Raw genomic sequence first — 14,162 nt, forward strand, 5'->3', positions numbered from 1 at the left:
TTTCGGTGAAGGTCGGTGCGACGGCTGTCCGCAGGACATCGGCCGCCAGCTGGAATTCCAGTCCGAGTGCGATGAACCTGCCCAGGTCCAGGCGGTGCTGACGCGGGGCTGCGCCGCGGGCCCCCGGCTCCGCCGGGCCTGACCACCCCCGGCTGTGCCGGGTCTGTTCCCAGGGCTGCGCCCCGGACAGCCGGCTTTGGCGGACGCCGTTCCGGGTGCTTCGCCGGCCCGGCCCCCCACCCCGGGGGCTTCGCCCAACTCTGCGGGGCCCGGTTTGTGGGGCTGCGCCCCGGACCCCCCCGGCTCCGCCGGGTCCGGCCCGCGCCCCCGGCGCGGCCGGCAGCGCCCCCCGGCGCGTCGCGCCGGCCGGCACCGCTCCACGGAGCTGCGCCCCGCCCTGCGCGGCGCGCCCGCTTGGGGACGTGACATACGGGTAGCCGGGTAGCGGCTGGTCAGTGGGCCGGGTGGGTGCTGTGGACGGCTGCGGGGGAGGGGGTCTGAGAGACTGGCCGGGATGAATGAGACACCGCGGGTATTCGCCGAGATCGATCTTGACGCCGTACGGGGGAACGTCCGCGCCCTGCGCGCCATGGCACCCCGGGCCGAGCTGATGGCCGTCGTCAAGGCGGACGCCTACGGGCACGGGGCCGTCCCCTGCGCCCGCGCGGCCCAGGAGGCCGGCGCCTCCTGGCTCGGGACCGCCACGCCCGACGAGGCCCTGGCGCTGCGCGCCGCCGGCATCGACGGCCGGATCATGTGCTGGCTGTGGACCCCCGGCGGGCCCTGGCGCGAGGCCGTCGAAGCGGACATCGACGTCTCCGTCAGCGGAATGTGGGCCCTCGAAGAGGTACAGGAGGCCGCCCGCGCGGCCGGCCGCCCCGCCCGGGTCCACCTGAAGGCCGACACCGGCCTCGGCCGCAACGGCTGCCAGCCCGCCGACTGGGCCCAGCTGGTCCAGGCCGCGGTGGCCGCCCAGGCCGAAGGCACCGTCAAGGTCACCGGCCTCTGGTCGCACTTCGCCTGCGCCGACGAGCCCGGTCACCCCTCCATTCAGCTCCAGCTCGCCGCCTTCCGCGACATGCTGGCGTACGCCGAGAAGGAAGGCGTCGACCCCGAGGTCCGGCACATCGCCAACTCGCCCGCGACGCTGACCCTCCCCGACAGCCACTTCGACCTCGTCCGGACCGGCCTCGCCGTCTACGGCGTGTCGCCCGCCCCCGAGCTCGGCACCCCCGACCAGCTCGGCCTGCGCCCCGCCATGACCCTCAAGGCCACCGTCGCCCTGGTGAAGACCGTGCCCGCCGGACACGGCGTCAGCTACGGCCACCACTACACCACCGCCACCGAGACCGCCCTCGCGCTGATCCCGGCCGGCTACGCGGACGGCATCCCCCGGCACGCCTCCGGGCGCGCCCCGGTGCTGGTCGGCGGGCAGGTCAGGACCGCCGCCGGACGGGTGGCCATGGACCAGTTCGTGGTCGATCTCGGGGCCGGTGAGCACGGGGTGCGGGCCGGCGACGAGGCCGTTCTCTTCGGGCCCGGCGAACACGGCGAACCCACCGCCGAGGACTGGGCTCAAGCGGCAGACACGATCGCGTATGAGATCGTCACCCGTATCGGAGGGCGGGTGCCTCGGGTGTACCGCAACGGCTGAGGCCGAGTGAGGACGGGCGGCGTGAGCGAGAACTGGCGGAAGGCCGGCTGGGCAGGTGCCGCGATCGGCGTCATGGCCGCGGGCGCGGCAGCCGGCGTCGCGGTCGAGCGGCTGACCGTGGGCCGCGACATCCGGACGAGGGCGCGGATCGCGCTGGACGCGGCCGGCCCCTACGGCTCGCTGCGCGGCCGGGAGGGCACCACCCGCGCGGAGGATGGCACCGAGCTCCACTACGAGGTCGACGAACTGCCCCCGGACACCCGGCGCCGCCGCCCGCTGCGCCGCAACGCCTCGGCCGGCCAGGTGACCGTGGTGTTCTGCCACGGCTACTGCCTCAGCCAGGACTCCTGGCACTTCCAGCGCGCCGCGCTCCGCGGCGTCGTCCGCAGCGTCTACTGGGACCAGCGCAGCCATGGCCGCTCCGACCGGGGCCTGGCCCAGGCCGACGGCGAACCGGTCACCATCGACCAGCTCGGCCGCGACCTCAAGGCTGTCATCGACGCCGCCGCCCCCGAGGGGAAGCTGGTGCTGGTCGGGCACTCCATGGGCGGCATGACGATCATGGCGCTGGCGGACCTGTTCCCCGAGCTGGTTCGCGACCGGGTCCGCGGGGTGGTGCTGGCCGGCACCTCGGGTGGCCGCCTCGACGAGGTGACGTACGGACTTCCGGCGGTCGGCATGACCGCGGTGCGCCGGGTGCTGCCCGGGGTGCTGCGCGCGCTCGGCTCGCAGGTGGAACTGGTGGAGAAGGGCCGCAGGGCCACCGCCGACCTCTTCGCCGGCATGATCAAGCGGTATTCGTTCGGATCCCGGGACGTGGACCCGGCGGTGGCGCGCTTCGCCGAACGGCTGATCGAGGCCACGCCCATCGACGTGGTCGCCGAGTTCTACCCGGCCTTCCAGGTCCACGACAAGTCGGCCGCGCTGCGCCGGTTCACCGGGGTTCCGGTCACCGTGGTCGCCGGCGACAAGGACATGATCACCCCGCCCGAGCACAGCGAGGCCATCGCGGCCGAACTCCCCGATGCCGAGCTGGTGGTGCTGGAGAACACCGGCCACCTGCTGATGCTGGAGCGCCCGGAGACCGTCACCGGTCTGCTGCTGGACCTGCTGGCGCGGGCCGGCGCGGTGCCCGGAGCCACTACCGTTGGCTCCTATGGAAGCACCGCACACCCAGGCGGCTGAGACCGCCGTCACCGTCACCATCGATTCCCCCGAGCGGATGCAGGACCTCGGCCGCCGGATCGCCAGCGTGCTGCGCCCCGGTGACCTCGTGCTGCTGACCGGTGAACTCGGCGCGGGCAAGACCACCCTGACCCGGGGGCTGGGCGAGGGGCTGGGGGTGCGCGGGGCCGTGACCTCGCCGACCTTCGTGATCGCCCGGGTCCATCCCTCGCTGGTCGGCGGTCCGGCGCTGGTGCACGTGGATGCGTACCGGCTCGGCGGCGGGCTCGACGAGATGGAGGACCTGGACCTCGACGTGTCGCTGCCCGAATCGGTGGTCGTGGTCGAGTGGGGCGACGGCAAGGTCGAGGACCTGTCCGAGGACCGGCTGCACGTGGTGATCGCGCGGGCGGTCGGCCACGAGGAGGTGCTCGACGACGTCCGCGAGGTCTCGCTGCGGGGTGTGGGCGCGCGCTGGGGCGCGGATCAGCTCAAGGGGCTGGCGGAGCCGACCGTTTAGGGAAACGTACCGACAACTCGTCGGCAAGATATTGCGCGGGTGCCGCGCGCGTGATGACATGGTACCGAGCACTGGTTAGGGCTACCTAACTTCGGCGTATCCGGATGCAGGAGGCAGCCATGTCGGCCATGTCGGCAGCAGAGCGGGGAGACGCGTCCCGCAGGTCCGGCCCCGCCCTCGTCCCCTTCGGGCTGACCATGCAGGCGCTGCTCGCCTCGTGCGCGGCGGCGACGGCGGTCTCCACGCCACCGAAGTCCGAGCAGGCCGAGGGCGGCGAAGGAGACGGCGAGGGGGACGGCGACGGCGGGGCTCCCTCAGGAGCAGCCGCGGCAGCCTGACGCACTACGCCGTACGCGCCGTACTCCGTTCGGGTGGTTCCGCGGATGATCGCCCCGGGCGGCCGAACCGCGGTCGTGCCGCCGTGGCTCCGCTACGGAACGACGACCACCTTCGACGTGACCATCGCGAAGGCCCACATCGCGTCCCCGTCGGCCCGCGTCATCCGGATGCCGCCGGTCTTCTTGGCCGCGTCCGGCGCCGGCGTCGCGCCGTCCACCCGGGCGCTGAACCCGATCACCACGTTCTGGTTGCTGGCGAACCGTACGACGTGCTCGATCGGCACCCCGTCCGAGCCGGTGACCGCGCCAGAGCGCGAGCCCACCACATAGCTGCCCGGCTTCGGATGCACCGTGCTCGGCACCACCGGGAAGCTGCGGGGCGCCGCACCGGCAGCCGCCTCCACCAGCCAGACCCGCTTCAGGCCCACCGAGTACACCACCCGCTTGCCCGTGCCCGAGTTCTCCGGGAGCGCCACCGGCTTCGCCGGGTCCTGGGGCGCCGCGGGCTGGGGCGGGGCCGGGTTTACGGGCTGCCGGGCCGCGGTCGCGGGCCGTTCCGGCGCACTCGCCGAGGCCTGGTAGGCGAGGAAGCCGACCACGGCCACCGCCGCCGCCGTGAGCCCGGCCACGATTCCCGAGCTGCTGCGTGCCACCTTGCTCCACCTTCCCCGGTGCTGCCCCTGATCCAACCCTGATCCAAACCTGCGTCGACGGTAGCAGCCGGTGCCCCGGGGATCCGGCCGCAACGGGCGCGGGCGACCGCCGTCCCCGGAGTCGTAGGCTGTTCGCGTGCTCTTGCTCGCAGTAGATACCGCCACGCCCGCCGTCACCGTCGCCCTGCACGACGGCACGTCCGTCCTCGCCGAGTCCAACCAGGTGGACGCCCGCCGCCACGGGGAGCTGCTGCTGCCCTCCGTCGACGCCGCCCTCGCCGAGGCCGGCCTGAAGCTCGACGCGGTCACCGGCATCGTCGTGGGCACCGGCCCCGGCCCCTACACCGGGCTCCGCGTCGGCCTGGTCACCGCCGCCACCTTCGCCTCCGCCCTCGGTGTGCCCGTGTACGGCCTGTGCACCCTCGACGGCCTGGCGTACGCCGCCGGGGCGGCCGGGATCGAAGGCCCCTTCGTCGTCGCCACCGACGCGCGCCGCAAGGAGGTCTACTGGGCCCGGTACGAGGACCCGCGCACCCGGACCGGCGAGCCCGCCGTGGGCCGGCCGGCCGACATCGCCGAGCAGGTGGCCGGGCTGCCGGCGGTGGGCGCGGGCGCGCTGCTCTACCCCGAGGTCTTCCCGGACGCCCGCGGCCCCGAGCACCAGTCGGCCGCGGCCCTCGCCTCCCTCGCGGCGGAACGGCTCGCCGCCGGACAGGAGGCCACCGGATTCCTGCCGCCGACCCCGCTCTACCTCCGCCGGCCCGACGCGCAGGTCCCCAAGAACTACAAGGTGGTCACCCCCAAGTGACCGCCGCCGCGTCCACCGAGGCCGTCGTACTGCGCGAGATGCGCTGGTGGGACATCGAGCCCGTGCTGGAGCTGGAGCACGAGCTGTTCCCCGAGGACGCGTGGTCCGCCGGCATGTTCTGGTCCGAACTCGCCCACGCGCGCGGCCCGCAGGCCACCCGCCGCTATGTGGTGGCCGAAGAGTGCGCCACCGGCCGCCTGGTCGGCTACGCCGGGCTGGCCGCGGCCGGCGACCTGGGCGACGTACAGACCATCGCGTCCGCCCGCGACCAGTGGGGGACCGGGCTCGGCGCCCGGCTGCTCACCGACCTGCTGCGTGCCGCCACCGCCTTCGAATGCGCCGAAGTGCTGCTGGAGGTGCGGGTGGACAACACCCGCGCCCAGCGGCTCTACGAGCGCTTCGGCTTCGAGCCGATCGGCTTTAGGCGCGGTTACTACCAGCCCGGCAACGTCGACGCACTCGTGATGCGTCTCTGTGATCCTGCAAGCTCCGTTCCAGTGCGACCCGTGCGAAGTGAGAACCATGGCTGACGAACCCCTCGTCCTCGGCATCGAGACCTCCTGCGACGAGACCGGCGTCGGCATCGTCCGCGGCACCACCCTGCTCGCCGACGCGATCGCCTCCAGCGTCGACGAACACGCCCGCTTCGGCGGTGTGGTGCCCGAGGTCGCCTCGCGGGCCCACCTGGAGGCGATGGTTCCGACCATCGAGCGGGCTCTGAAGGAAGCCGGGGTGTCCGCCCGCGACCTGGACGGCATCGCGGTGACGGCCGGACCCGGCCTGGCCGGCGCCCTGCTGGTCGGCACCTCCGCGGCGAAGGCCTACGCCTACGCCCTGGGCAAGCCGCTGTACGGGGTGAACCACCTGGCCTCGCACATCTGCGTGGACCAGCTGGAGCACGGGCCGCTGCCCGAGCCGACCATGGCCCTGCTGGTGTCCGGCGGCCACTCCTCGCTGCTGCTGGCACCGGACATCACCGCCGACGTACGGCCGCTCGGCGCCACCATCGACGACGCGGCCGGCGAGGCCTTCGACAAGATCGCCCGGGTGCTGGACCTGGGCTTCCCCGGCGGTCCGGTCATCGACCGGCTGGCTCGAGAGGGCGATCCGGCCGCCATCCACTTCCCGCGCGGGCTGACCGGGCCGCGCGATGCGGCGTACGACTTCTCCTTCTCCGGGCTGAAGACGGCCGTGGCGCGCTGGATCGAGGCCAAGCGGAACGCCGGCGAGGACGTGCCGGTGCGCGATGTGGCCGCCTCCTTCCAGGAGGCCGTGGTGGACGTGCTCACCCGCAAGGCCATCCGGGCCTGCAAGGACGAGGGCGTCGACCACCTGATGATCGGCGGCGGTGTGGCGGCCAACTCCCGGCTGCGCGCGCTGGCGCAGGAGCGCTGCGACGATGCGGGCATCGTCCTGCGGGTTCCGCGGCCCAAGCTGTGTACGGACAACGGGGCGATGGTGGCCGCGCTGGGCGCCGAGATGGTCGCCCGGAACCGGCCGGCCTCGGACTGGGACCTGTCCGCGGACTCCTCCCTGCCGGTCACCGACCCGCACGTGCCGGGCACCTCGCACACTCACAGCCACAGCCACAGCCACAGCCACAGCCACAGCCACAGCCACAGCCACGACCACGTGCATGAGCTGAGCAAGGACAACCTGTACTCGTGAGCATCACGGTTGCACTGATGTGGGAGGCCCGGGCCGTCGACGGGCGGGGCAACGAGCTGCTCGAATGGGCCCGTTCGCGGGTCCTGGAGCGCGAACCGCTGCGCCGCGAGGTGCTCCGGGCCCCGCAGGACCGGGTCCTCGTCATCACCTGGTGGGAGGCCGAGTCCCTCACCGCGGAGCTGCCCGAACTCCCGGAACCCGCCCCGGACCTGATCACCCGTCCGGTGCACCGCTGGCGCTTCGAATCGGTGACCTGACGCCGTCGTGGCGGAGTCCGGCGATCCTGGACGGCGCTCCCGCTATGGTCATGCGCATGCCTCGCCGCCATCTGCCGCCCCCACCGCCGCCCGCGCACCTGCGCGCCTGGCACGACGAGGCCGTCCTGCAGGACGACCGGGCCGAGTTCCTGGCCGAGTTGGCGCGGCACAGCCTCGGCCTCACCCGGCTGCTGCTCCTCTGGTCCGTCGCCGCAGTGTTCGCGTTCGGCTGGTCCTTCCTCGGCATGGCCCTGATGTCCTTCGAGCAGGGCGACGGGCTCGGTGCCCTGATCGGCGCGGTGTTCGCAGCCCTCGGGTTCGGCGTGCTGGTGCCGGCCGGATTCTGGTTCGCCTGGGGCGCGCGGCGGGACCGCGAGGTGCGGCAACTGCTCTGCGCGTGGGCCGAGTCGGAGCCGGTGGGTGAGGTGCCGGGCGCGGTCCCCGGCGCGGTCCCGGGCGGACATCCGGCGGCCGGGGTCCGGCTGCGGGCGCCCGGCCGCAGCCTGGGCTGGCTGCTGAGCTCCTCCGTACTGTGCGCGGTCGGCCTCTGGGTGGCCTTCGGCTGGGCGGCCTCGGCCCGGCCGGACGGGGCCACGTACGGCGAGGTTGCCTACTACATCGGCCTCGGCATGATCCTCTGGATCACCGGGCTGCTGGGTGCCGGCAAGGCCGCCGCCCACTACCGGTGGGCGGCGCGGGTCTTCACCGTTCGGGCGCCGCGGGCGCCGCGGGCGCCGCGGGCGAGCCGATGAGCATGGACGGCGCCCCGGCCACCCGAGTGAGGATCACGGTCGCCGCGTTCCGCCCCTGAGGTTTGACCTTCCGGCGCAGCTCCTCCGGCTCGATCGCCGAACCGCGCTTCTTGACGGTCAGTACGCCCACCTCGCGCTCGCGCAGCAGCGCCTTGAGCTTCTTCAGGTTGAAGGGGAGTACGTCGGTGATCTCGTACGCGGTGGCGTACGGGGTGGGGCGCAGCTCGTCGGCGGTGACGTAGGCGATGGTCGGGTCGATCAGCCGGCCGTCCAGCTCGGCGGCGACCTCGGCGACCAGGTGGGCGCGGATGACGGCACCGTCGGGCTCGTAGAGCCAGCGGCCGACCGGGCCGGGCTCGGGATCGGGCAGCGGGTCCTCGGGGCAGAGGGAGTGCGGGCCGGGCAGCAGGGTGGCCCGGACCGGCCCGGGGGTCCCGGGGGCCTCGGGGGCGGTCCCGGGGGCGGTCCCGGAGGCGGTCCCGAACCAGAGCACCGCCTCCTTCACGTCCCCGTGGTCGGAGATCCACTCCGCCTCCGCCTCGGCCGGGACGGCCTCGTGCGGGATGCCGGGGGCGATCTTGATCGCGGCGAACCGCGCGCTGCCGGCCGCCCGTACGGCCCAGGACAGCGGCGGCGAGTAGGCCTCCGGGTCGAAGGTCCGGCCGCGTCCGCCGCGCCGGGCCGGGTCCAGGAACACGGCGTCGTACCCGGCGGTGTCGACCTCCGTCACATCCGCCTCCCGGACCTCGATCAGCCCCTCCAGCCCCAGGGCCTCGGCATTGGCGCGGGCCACGGCGACGGTGAGCGGGTCGCGGTCCACGGCCAGCACCCGGATGCCGGCCCGGGCCAGCGCGATGGCGTCCCCGCCGATCCCGCAGCACAGGTCGGCGAGGCTGCGTACGCCGAGCGCGGCGAACCGGCCGGCGCGGTACGCGGCCACGCTCGCCCGGGTGGCCATCTCGACCCCGCCGGGGGTGAAGAACATCCGGTACGCGTCCTCGGCCCCGAACTTCGCCACCGCGCGCTGCCGCAGCCGGGCCTGCCCCAGGGCCGCGGACACCAGCCCGGCCGGGTGCTCGCGGCGCAGCCGGGTGGCGACGGCGAGCTCGCGGGCGGGGTCGTAGTCGCGCAGCGAGTCGAGGAGGGCGTGGCCCTCGGGGGTGCGGAGGGCGGCGAAATCGTGCTGGTTCACCGGCTCATTGTGCGCCAGCCGGTGGAAGGTGCGGATCCGGTCCGCGGTGTCGTCCGGGGAGTCGCGGTGCTGCCTGACAATATCCCCAGCTATGCAGCTAGTAGGAAAAAAGGAACAAAAGACTCATCGGATTGCCGGTTCACGGATCATCGGTCCGCGGATCGCCGGTCCGCGCGGCCGGTTCGGGGTGGCGCTGGCCGCGCTGCTGGTCGCCGCCCTGGGCACCGCCTGCTCCTCCGAGACCGGCAGAGAACCGGGCAAGCCGGAAAAGCCGAAGGCGGGCAGCGAGGCCGGCGCCGCCGGCGCACCCGTCAACACGGCCGCCCAGCGCAAGCAGAAGGAACTGGCCCGGCTCGCCGCCGTGAAGCGGTGGGGGCTGGCCAAACCGCCGCTGCTCGCCCCGGCCGCGCCCAAGGAAAAGCCGGAGATCGAAACCCGCGACGGCTTCGAGGTCGACGACCACGAGGGCCTCCCGCCGGTGTTCACCACCATCCCCACCGAGGAGAAGATCGTCTTCCTGACCGTCGACGACGGCGCGGAGAAGGACCCCCAGTTCCTGAAGATGATGAAGGAACTCGACCTCCCCTACACCGCCTTCCTCAGCGACTACCTGGTACGGGACAACTACCCGTACTTCAAGCAGATGCAGGCGGCCGGCGTCACCCTCAACAACCACACCCTGAACCACCGCTACATGCCGGCCCTCCCCTACGAGAAGCAGCGCCAGGAGATCTGCGGCCAGCAGGAGACGCTCCAGAAGGAGTTCGGCAAGCGGCCCACCGTCTTCCGCCCGCCGTACGGCAACTACAACGAGGACACCCTGCGCGCGGCCAAGTCCTGCGGCATCAAGCACGTTCCGCTGTGGAACGCCGAGGTCTTCCCGGACAAGATGGACTACCGCGAATGGGACCGGGACATCCACCCCGGCGACATCATCCTCACGCACTTCCGGGGGCGGGAGGACTGGAAGGGGACCATGCCTGACATGATCCGTCAGGTGATGAAGACCGTCACGGACAAGGGATACGCCGTGGCCCGCCTGGAGGACTACCTGTGACGAGCGCGCGCCGGCTGACGGCCGGACTCCTGGCGGCCGGCGCGCTCGCGCTCTCCCTGGCGGGGTGCGGGGAGAGCGTGGAACCCATCGAACGGCTCGGCCGGAAGGCGACGGCGGAAGTCCAGGACGGCGGCGCGAACGGCGCCCCGTCCTCATCCGCATCCGCCTCGACGAACCCGTCGCCGTCGCTACCGCCGGCCGATACCTACCGGCGCTGGGGCCTGTCCCGCCCGGTGGAGCTCGCACCGAAGCCGGACCGGAAGGCACCGCTGCCGACGGCCGCACCGGGGCGGGTGCCGGTGGTGGACCGAATACCCGTGCCGGCGGGGGAGAAGACCGTCTTCCTCACCTTCGACGACGGGGCCGAACGCGACCCCGAATTCCTGAAGATGGCGGCCGACCTCAGACTGCCGATCAGCATGTTCCTCACCGACAGCGTCGCCTCGGCCGGCTACGACCACTTCGCGGCCCTCCGCGACCTGGGCAACGGCAGCGTCATCAACAACCACACGCTGTCCCACCCCAATATGCGGACCCTCTCCTACGAGGCCCAGAAGACCCAGATCTGCGGCCAACAGGACCGCCTGGCAGCCCGCTTCGGCACCCGCCCGCGCCTGTTCCGCCCGCCCTACGGCAACTACAACGACAACACCCTCCGCGCGGCCAAGGACTGCGGGGCGGAGGCGGTGGTCCTGTGGCGGGCGTCGATGCAGATACGCAACCTCCAGTACGCGGAGGGCTCCGCCCTCAAACCGGGCGACATCATCCTGGCCCACTTCCGCGGCCCGTCGGAGCTGAAGGGCTCGACGGAAACCCAGATGACCACGCGCATGCTCCAGAAGATCCAGGAACAGGGCTTCAAAATAGGCCGCCTGGAGGACTACCTGTGACGCCACCGGCGCGGCCCGGCTCAGCGGGCTGAGGAGCGGGGCGGGGGGTACGGGGCGCCCGGCGCGGGCCCGCTTCCTTGCCCCCCTCTCGGGGCCGGGGCGGGGCGGCGCTTCCCGCCCGCCCCCTGCGGGCTTCGGTCGGACGGTGTCCAGAGCCGGAGCCGGAGCCCCGGTTTCGGGAAGGGGCGGAGTGGGGGAAGGCTCCGCGCAGCGGGCCTGTCCGGCTGTTGGGCGGGGTCCGGGGGTGGGGGTTTTCTCCTGAACGGAATCAGGGATGTGTCCGGGGGCTGCCCGTCAGTCCTCACTGTCCTTCCGTGCCCGTCCGCCCTGTCAAGGGCGCTCCCTTCGGTCGCGTCGCTTCGCGATTCCGCTTCGCTTCACCCTTGACAGGCCGACCGGTCCCGGAAAGACAAGGACTGGCGGGAAGCCCCCAGGGGGAGGGCCGGCATGGGGAACGTGTCCCAGATACGGCCGAATCCGGGAGCCCGGTCGGCGGTCTCCGCCCGACCGGCCGCCCTGTCGGGCGGAGAGCTCCATTTCCTCGAAGCCCCGGCCCATTTGGCGCGGCCAGCCCATGGGGCGCACCAGATCGCTACGCGCTCCGGCCGGTTTAGCGTCTCCGGACCGCCTGTGGCCGAACAACAGCCACCCTTGCGGGCGGAGAGCTCCATTTCCCCGCACCCAGGGGTGGCCAGGTCGAGCCGAGCCCCGGGGCGCACCGGATCGCTACACGCTTCCGTGGTCTCAGCGTCCTCGGACCGTCCGTGGCCGGACATGAACCGCCCGCAGACCGTGACGGAATATGGCGTGTGCGACCGCACAACTACCTCGTGGGCGAGGCCGCTTGCTCAATAGGATCACGCGTATGACTGCCTCAGAACCCACGATTCTCGCCACGTCCGGAGGGCACCGCGCGGGAGGGCGGACCATGGTGACGTTCGGCGGCTTGGTGCATCATGCGGTCGAACTGTCGGGAGTTCACGGTCGCCGTCCCCGGGTCATGTACGTCGGAACGGCCATCGGCGACGCCGAACACTTCACGGCACGCATGCACGAGGCCGGGCGGGTGGCGGGCTTCGATCTGACGCCCCTGCACCTCTTCCCGATGCCCAACCTGGAAGACGTGGAAGGCGCTGTTCTCGAGCAGGACGTGATCTGGGTGATGGGCGGATCGGTGGCCAACCTCTTGGCAGTGTGGCGGGTCCACGGGCTCGACGACGTCTTCCGGCGCGCCTGGCAGGCAGGCGTCGTGCTCAGCGGAGTCAGCGCGGGATCGATCTGCTGGTTCAAGGGTGGCGCCACCGACTCCTTCGGACCCGAACTGCGGCCCCTCACCAACGCCCTGGGCCTGCTGCCGTACGGAAACGGCGTGCACTACGACAGCGACGCCGGCCGACGGCCTTTGATCCACCGGTTGGTCGCCGACGGCACACTCCCCGAAACCCACTGCACCGACGATGGCGTGGGCCTGGTCTACCACGGCACCAAGCTGGTCGAAGCGGTCACGGAAGTACCCGGGAAGGGCGCGTATGTCGTCGCGCGCAAAGATGATTCGGCCATCGAGCAACGCATCGAGCCGCGCCGACTCTAGGAAATGTGCCAGCGCGCGCGTCCGTACGGCTCCTCGTACGGCCCTGGTGTGCGGACGACGTCCGCGATGACGGAGGAGAGAGCAGGGCCTGCGGTGTAGAAGCGGCCCCTGGTCTCGCCGTGGGCGACCAGCCAACCCTGCTGGACCAGCTTGCGCATGTCCCGGATCGCCATCTGCCGGTTCACATCCGCATCCTCCTGATACACGGACCGCCGCACCGGGGTGCCGTTGAATGCGGTGAACAAGGCGTAGACCATGCGCTCGTCCAAGCCGGGCGCGGCAGCGACCGCTTCCGCAAGGGCGATCCACCCACGGTTGGAACGGTCGAGGCGTCGCTTGGCGGCCTGGGCCTGAAGGTGGTGGGCGCGGAGGCAGAACCTGATCCACTCGCGCGTGTCCGCGCCCGGAGACCAGTCGCGTCCACCGGTCTGAGCGAGTACGTCGTAGTACTCGAAGGTGTTCCGTGTCCGTCCGAGCCATTCCTCGATGGACGAGAATTCCGGCGGTACCAAGGCCTCCCGTGAGAAGACGAGGGTGCTGAGGGCCCGGGACATGCGCCCGTTGCCGTCCCTCCATGGGTGGATCTTGACCAGGTTCAGGTGCGCCATCGAGGCGCGTACATGGACAGGGGCGTCCAGGTCGCCTTCATTGAGCCATTGGACGAACTCCTCCATGAGCGCCGGTACGGCCTCAGGCTCGGGAGCCGTGTAAGCCGGCACCTCGGGGTCCTCCGCGCTGGTGACGTGCACGGGAGTGCTGCGCACGATCCCCGGAGACTTGCCGTGGTGATGTTCCTGGATCATGAAGTGCAGGCCGTTGAGCAGCCCGAGGTCGTAACGGAATCCGGGCGCTGCCTCGGAGAGCGACTGGATATACGTCATGGCATGCCGGTATCCCTCAAGCTCCCGCCGCGTTGCCTCGCTCGCCTCAGGCGGCTCCTCCCCGGCCATGACGGCCTCCACGTCGGCGGCCGTGGCCACGTACCCCTCGATGGTGTTCGACCCGGCAATTGCCCGTGCTGTGAAGTTTCGCCGGAGCTGTCCCATCCATCTGCGGGTCGGCTGAAGCATGTGCCGCAGCTCGTGCCGCATGGAATCGATCTCGTCGAGAACCCGGGTGTCCTCCGAGTCAAGGCGCGGCGTCTTCATCAACATGCGTCAATGACACCATGAGAGTGTCATTGAATCCACCCGATGCCACAGTCGTCGACTGGGAGATCTGTAGCCGTCCACGTTCGGCCACGGGCGGTCCGAGGACACCGCTCGGCCTGACCGCCCCCGGGTCCGGGGAAATGGAGCTCTCCGCCCGCAAGGGTGGCTTTTGTTCGGCCACGGGCGGTCCGGAGACGCTAAACCGGGCGGAGCGCGTAGCGATCGGTGGCGCCCGTGGTCTGGCCGCGCTAAATAGGTCCGGGCTTCGGGGAAATGGAGCTTTCCGCCCGACAGGGCGGCCGGTCGGGCGGGAGCCGCTGCCTGGCCGCCCATGCATGGCCGCATCTGGGACACGTCCCCCATGCCGGCCCTCCCCCGGGGGCTTCCCGACAGTCCTTGTCTTTCCGGGGCCGGCCGGTCGGTCAAGGGTGGAGCGAAGCGGAATCGCGAAGCGACGCGACGAAGGA

At 72.0% G+C, this 14,162-nt stretch carries 16 protein-coding genes; 12 read left to right on the plus strand and 4 right to left on the minus strand.

What is annotated here, in order from left to right; translation table 11 throughout:
- Nucleotides 1-373 (minus strand): DUF1622 domain-containing protein (locus ABT123_RS36350; protein ID WP_351322666.1); only part of this gene is annotated, 373 nt, incomplete at its 3' end.
- A 141-nt stretch (nucleotides 374-514) separates the two neighbouring features.
- On the opposite strand from ABT123_RS36350, the gene alr reads away from it, so the two are divergent.
- The 4 genes from alr to ABT123_RS36370 all read left to right on the plus strand — a co-directional run bounded on the left by alr (nucleotide 515) and on the right by ABT123_RS36370 (nucleotide 3,676).
- Nucleotides 515-1,654 carry an alanine racemase gene (alr, locus tag ABT123_RS36355; RefSeq protein WP_351322668.1) on the plus strand — a complete coding sequence of 380 codons (1,140 nt, stop codon included), beginning with the start codon at nucleotides 515-517 and terminating at the stop codon, nucleotides 1,652-1,654.
- 72 nt (nucleotides 1,655-1,726) lie between these two features.
- The gene (locus tag ABT123_RS36360; RefSeq protein WP_351322692.1) at nucleotides 1,727-2,839 is read left to right on the plus strand and encodes an alpha/beta fold hydrolase; all 1,113 of its coding nucleotides are present in this window, start codon (nucleotides 1,727-1,729) and stop codon (nucleotides 2,837-2,839) included.
- Nucleotides 2,811-3,338 (plus strand): tRNA (adenosine(37)-N6)-threonylcarbamoyltransferase complex ATPase subunit type 1 TsaE, encoded by a 528-nt coding sequence (gene tsaE / locus ABT123_RS36365; protein WP_351322670.1) that lies wholly within the window; start codon nucleotides 2,811-2,813, stop codon nucleotides 3,336-3,338. The genes ABT123_RS36360 and tsaE overlap by 29 nt, the downstream gene beginning before the upstream one ends.
- A gap of 119 nt (nucleotides 3,339-3,457) precedes the next feature.
- Nucleotides 3,458-3,676 (plus strand): hypothetical protein, encoded by a 219-nt coding sequence (locus ABT123_RS36370; protein WP_351322672.1) that lies wholly within the window; start codon nucleotides 3,458-3,460, stop codon nucleotides 3,674-3,676.
- Between the two features lie 92 nt (nucleotides 3,677-3,768).
- On the opposite strand, the gene ABT123_RS36375 is transcribed toward ABT123_RS36370, so the two are convergent.
- Nucleotides 3,769-4,329: a hypothetical protein gene (locus ABT123_RS36375; RefSeq protein WP_351322674.1), complete on the minus strand. Its 561-nt coding sequence runs from the start codon at nucleotides 4,327-4,329 to the stop codon at nucleotides 3,769-3,771.
- Between the two features lie 136 nt (nucleotides 4,330-4,465).
- Here ABT123_RS36375 and tsaB point away from each other — a divergent pair, with 136 nt between their 5' ends.
- From tsaB to ABT123_RS36400, 5 genes are read left to right on the plus strand one after another with little or no spacing between them, the layout of a single operon-like run.
- Nucleotides 4,466-5,137 (plus strand): tRNA (adenosine(37)-N6)-threonylcarbamoyltransferase complex dimerization subunit type 1 TsaB, encoded by a 672-nt coding sequence (gene tsaB, locus ABT123_RS36380; protein ID WP_351322676.1) that lies wholly within the window; start codon nucleotides 4,466-4,468, stop codon nucleotides 5,135-5,137.
- A gap of 38 nt (nucleotides 5,138-5,175) precedes the next feature.
- Nucleotides 5,176-5,667 (plus strand): ribosomal protein S18-alanine N-acetyltransferase, encoded by a 492-nt coding sequence (gene rimI / locus ABT123_RS36385; RefSeq protein ID WP_351322694.1) that lies wholly within the window; start codon nucleotides 5,176-5,178, stop codon nucleotides 5,665-5,667.
- Nucleotides 5,660-6,805, plus strand: a complete 1,146-nt coding sequence (gene tsaD, locus ABT123_RS36390) for a tRNA (adenosine(37)-N6)-threonylcarbamoyltransferase complex transferase subunit TsaD (protein WP_351322678.1) — start codon at nucleotides 5,660-5,662, stop codon at nucleotides 6,803-6,805. Before rimI ends, tsaD begins: the two co-directional genes overlap by 8 nt.
- A gap of 17 nt (nucleotides 6,806-6,822) precedes the next feature.
- Nucleotides 6,823-7,062, plus strand: a complete 240-nt coding sequence (locus ABT123_RS36395) for a hypothetical protein (protein WP_351322696.1) — start codon at nucleotides 6,823-6,825, stop codon at nucleotides 7,060-7,062.
- Nucleotides 7,063-7,118: 56 nt separating this feature from the next.
- The gene (locus tag ABT123_RS36400) at nucleotides 7,119-7,814 is read left to right on the plus strand and encodes a hypothetical protein (protein ID WP_351322680.1); all 696 of its coding nucleotides are present in this window, start codon (nucleotides 7,119-7,121) and stop codon (nucleotides 7,812-7,814) included.
- On the opposite strand, the gene ABT123_RS36405 is transcribed toward ABT123_RS36400, so the two are convergent.
- On the minus strand, nucleotides 7,765-9,006 hold the full coding sequence (locus ABT123_RS36405; protein ID WP_351322682.1) for a THUMP-like domain-containing protein: 1,242 nt from the start codon (nucleotides 9,004-9,006) through the stop codon (nucleotides 7,765-7,767). The two genes, ABT123_RS36400 and ABT123_RS36405, sit on opposite strands and share 50 nt — an antisense overlap.
- A 91-nt stretch (nucleotides 9,007-9,097) precedes the next feature.
- On the opposite strand from ABT123_RS36405, the gene ABT123_RS36410 reads away from it, so the two are divergent.
- From ABT123_RS36410 to ABT123_RS36420, 3 genes are all read left to right on the plus strand, one after another.
- Nucleotides 9,098-10,063, plus strand: coding sequence for a polysaccharide deacetylase family protein (locus ABT123_RS36410; protein WP_351322684.1), 966 nt, complete (start codon nucleotides 9,098-9,100; stop codon nucleotides 10,061-10,063).
- Entirely contained in the window at nucleotides 10,060-10,953 is an 894-nt protein-coding gene (locus ABT123_RS36415; RefSeq protein WP_351322686.1) for a polysaccharide deacetylase family protein, read from the plus strand. The genes ABT123_RS36410 and ABT123_RS36415 overlap by 4 nt, the downstream gene beginning before the upstream one ends.
- A gap of 865 nt (nucleotides 10,954-11,818) precedes the next feature.
- Complete coding sequence (locus ABT123_RS36420; RefSeq protein WP_351322688.1) at nucleotides 11,819-12,544, plus strand: Type 1 glutamine amidotransferase-like domain-containing protein; 726 nt, start codon at nucleotides 11,819-11,821, stop codon at nucleotides 12,542-12,544.
- Here the strand turns inward: ABT123_RS36420 and ABT123_RS36425 are convergent.
- Nucleotides 12,541-13,698 carry a Fic family protein gene (locus tag ABT123_RS36425; protein WP_351322690.1) on the minus strand — a complete coding sequence of 386 codons (1,158 nt, stop codon included), beginning with the start codon at nucleotides 13,696-13,698 and terminating at the stop codon, nucleotides 12,541-12,543. The two genes, ABT123_RS36420 and ABT123_RS36425, sit on opposite strands and share 4 nt — an antisense overlap.
- Between the last annotated feature and the right edge of the window lie 464 nt (nucleotides 13,699-14,162).

The organism is Streptomyces sp. NPDC002054, assembly GCF_040296685.1.
Taxonomy (GTDB): domain Bacteria; phylum Actinomycetota; class Actinomycetes; order Streptomycetales; family Streptomycetaceae; genus Streptomyces.

Coding starts and splice junctions, on each gene's coding strand:
- alr (WP_351322668.1), top strand. CDS start 515: ATGAATGAGACACCGCGGGTATTCGCCGAGATCGATCTTGACGCCGTA.
- ABT123_RS36360 (WP_351322692.1), top strand. CDS start 1,727: ATGGCCGCGGGCGCGGCAGCCGGCGTCGCGGTCGAGCGGCTGACCGTG.
- tsaE (WP_351322670.1), top strand. CDS start 2,811: ATGGAAGCACCGCACACCCAGGCGGCTGAGACCGCCGTCACCGTCACC.
- ABT123_RS36370 (WP_351322672.1), top strand. CDS start 3,458: ATGTCGGCCATGTCGGCAGCAGAGCGGGGAGACGCGTCCCGCAGGTCC.
- rimI (WP_351322694.1), top strand. CDS start 5,176: ATGCGCTGGTGGGACATCGAGCCCGTGCTGGAGCTGGAGCACGAGCTG.
- tsaD (WP_351322678.1), top strand. CDS start 5,660: ATGGCTGACGAACCCCTCGTCCTCGGCATCGAGACCTCCTGCGACGAG.
- ABT123_RS36395 (WP_351322696.1), top strand. CDS start 6,823: ATGTGGGAGGCCCGGGCCGTCGACGGGCGGGGCAACGAGCTGCTCGAA.
- ABT123_RS36400 (WP_351322680.1), top strand. CDS start 7,119: ATGCCTCGCCGCCATCTGCCGCCCCCACCGCCGCCCGCGCACCTGCGC.
- ABT123_RS36410 (WP_351322684.1), top strand. CDS start 9,098: ATGCAGCTAGTAGGAAAAAAGGAACAAAAGACTCATCGGATTGCCGGT.
- ABT123_RS36420 (WP_351322688.1), top strand. CDS start 11,819: ATGACTGCCTCAGAACCCACGATTCTCGCCACGTCCGGAGGGCACCGC.
- ABT123_RS36425 (WP_351322690.1), bottom strand. CDS start 13,698: ATGTTGATGAAGACGCCGCGCCTTGACTCGGAGGACACCCGGGTTCTC.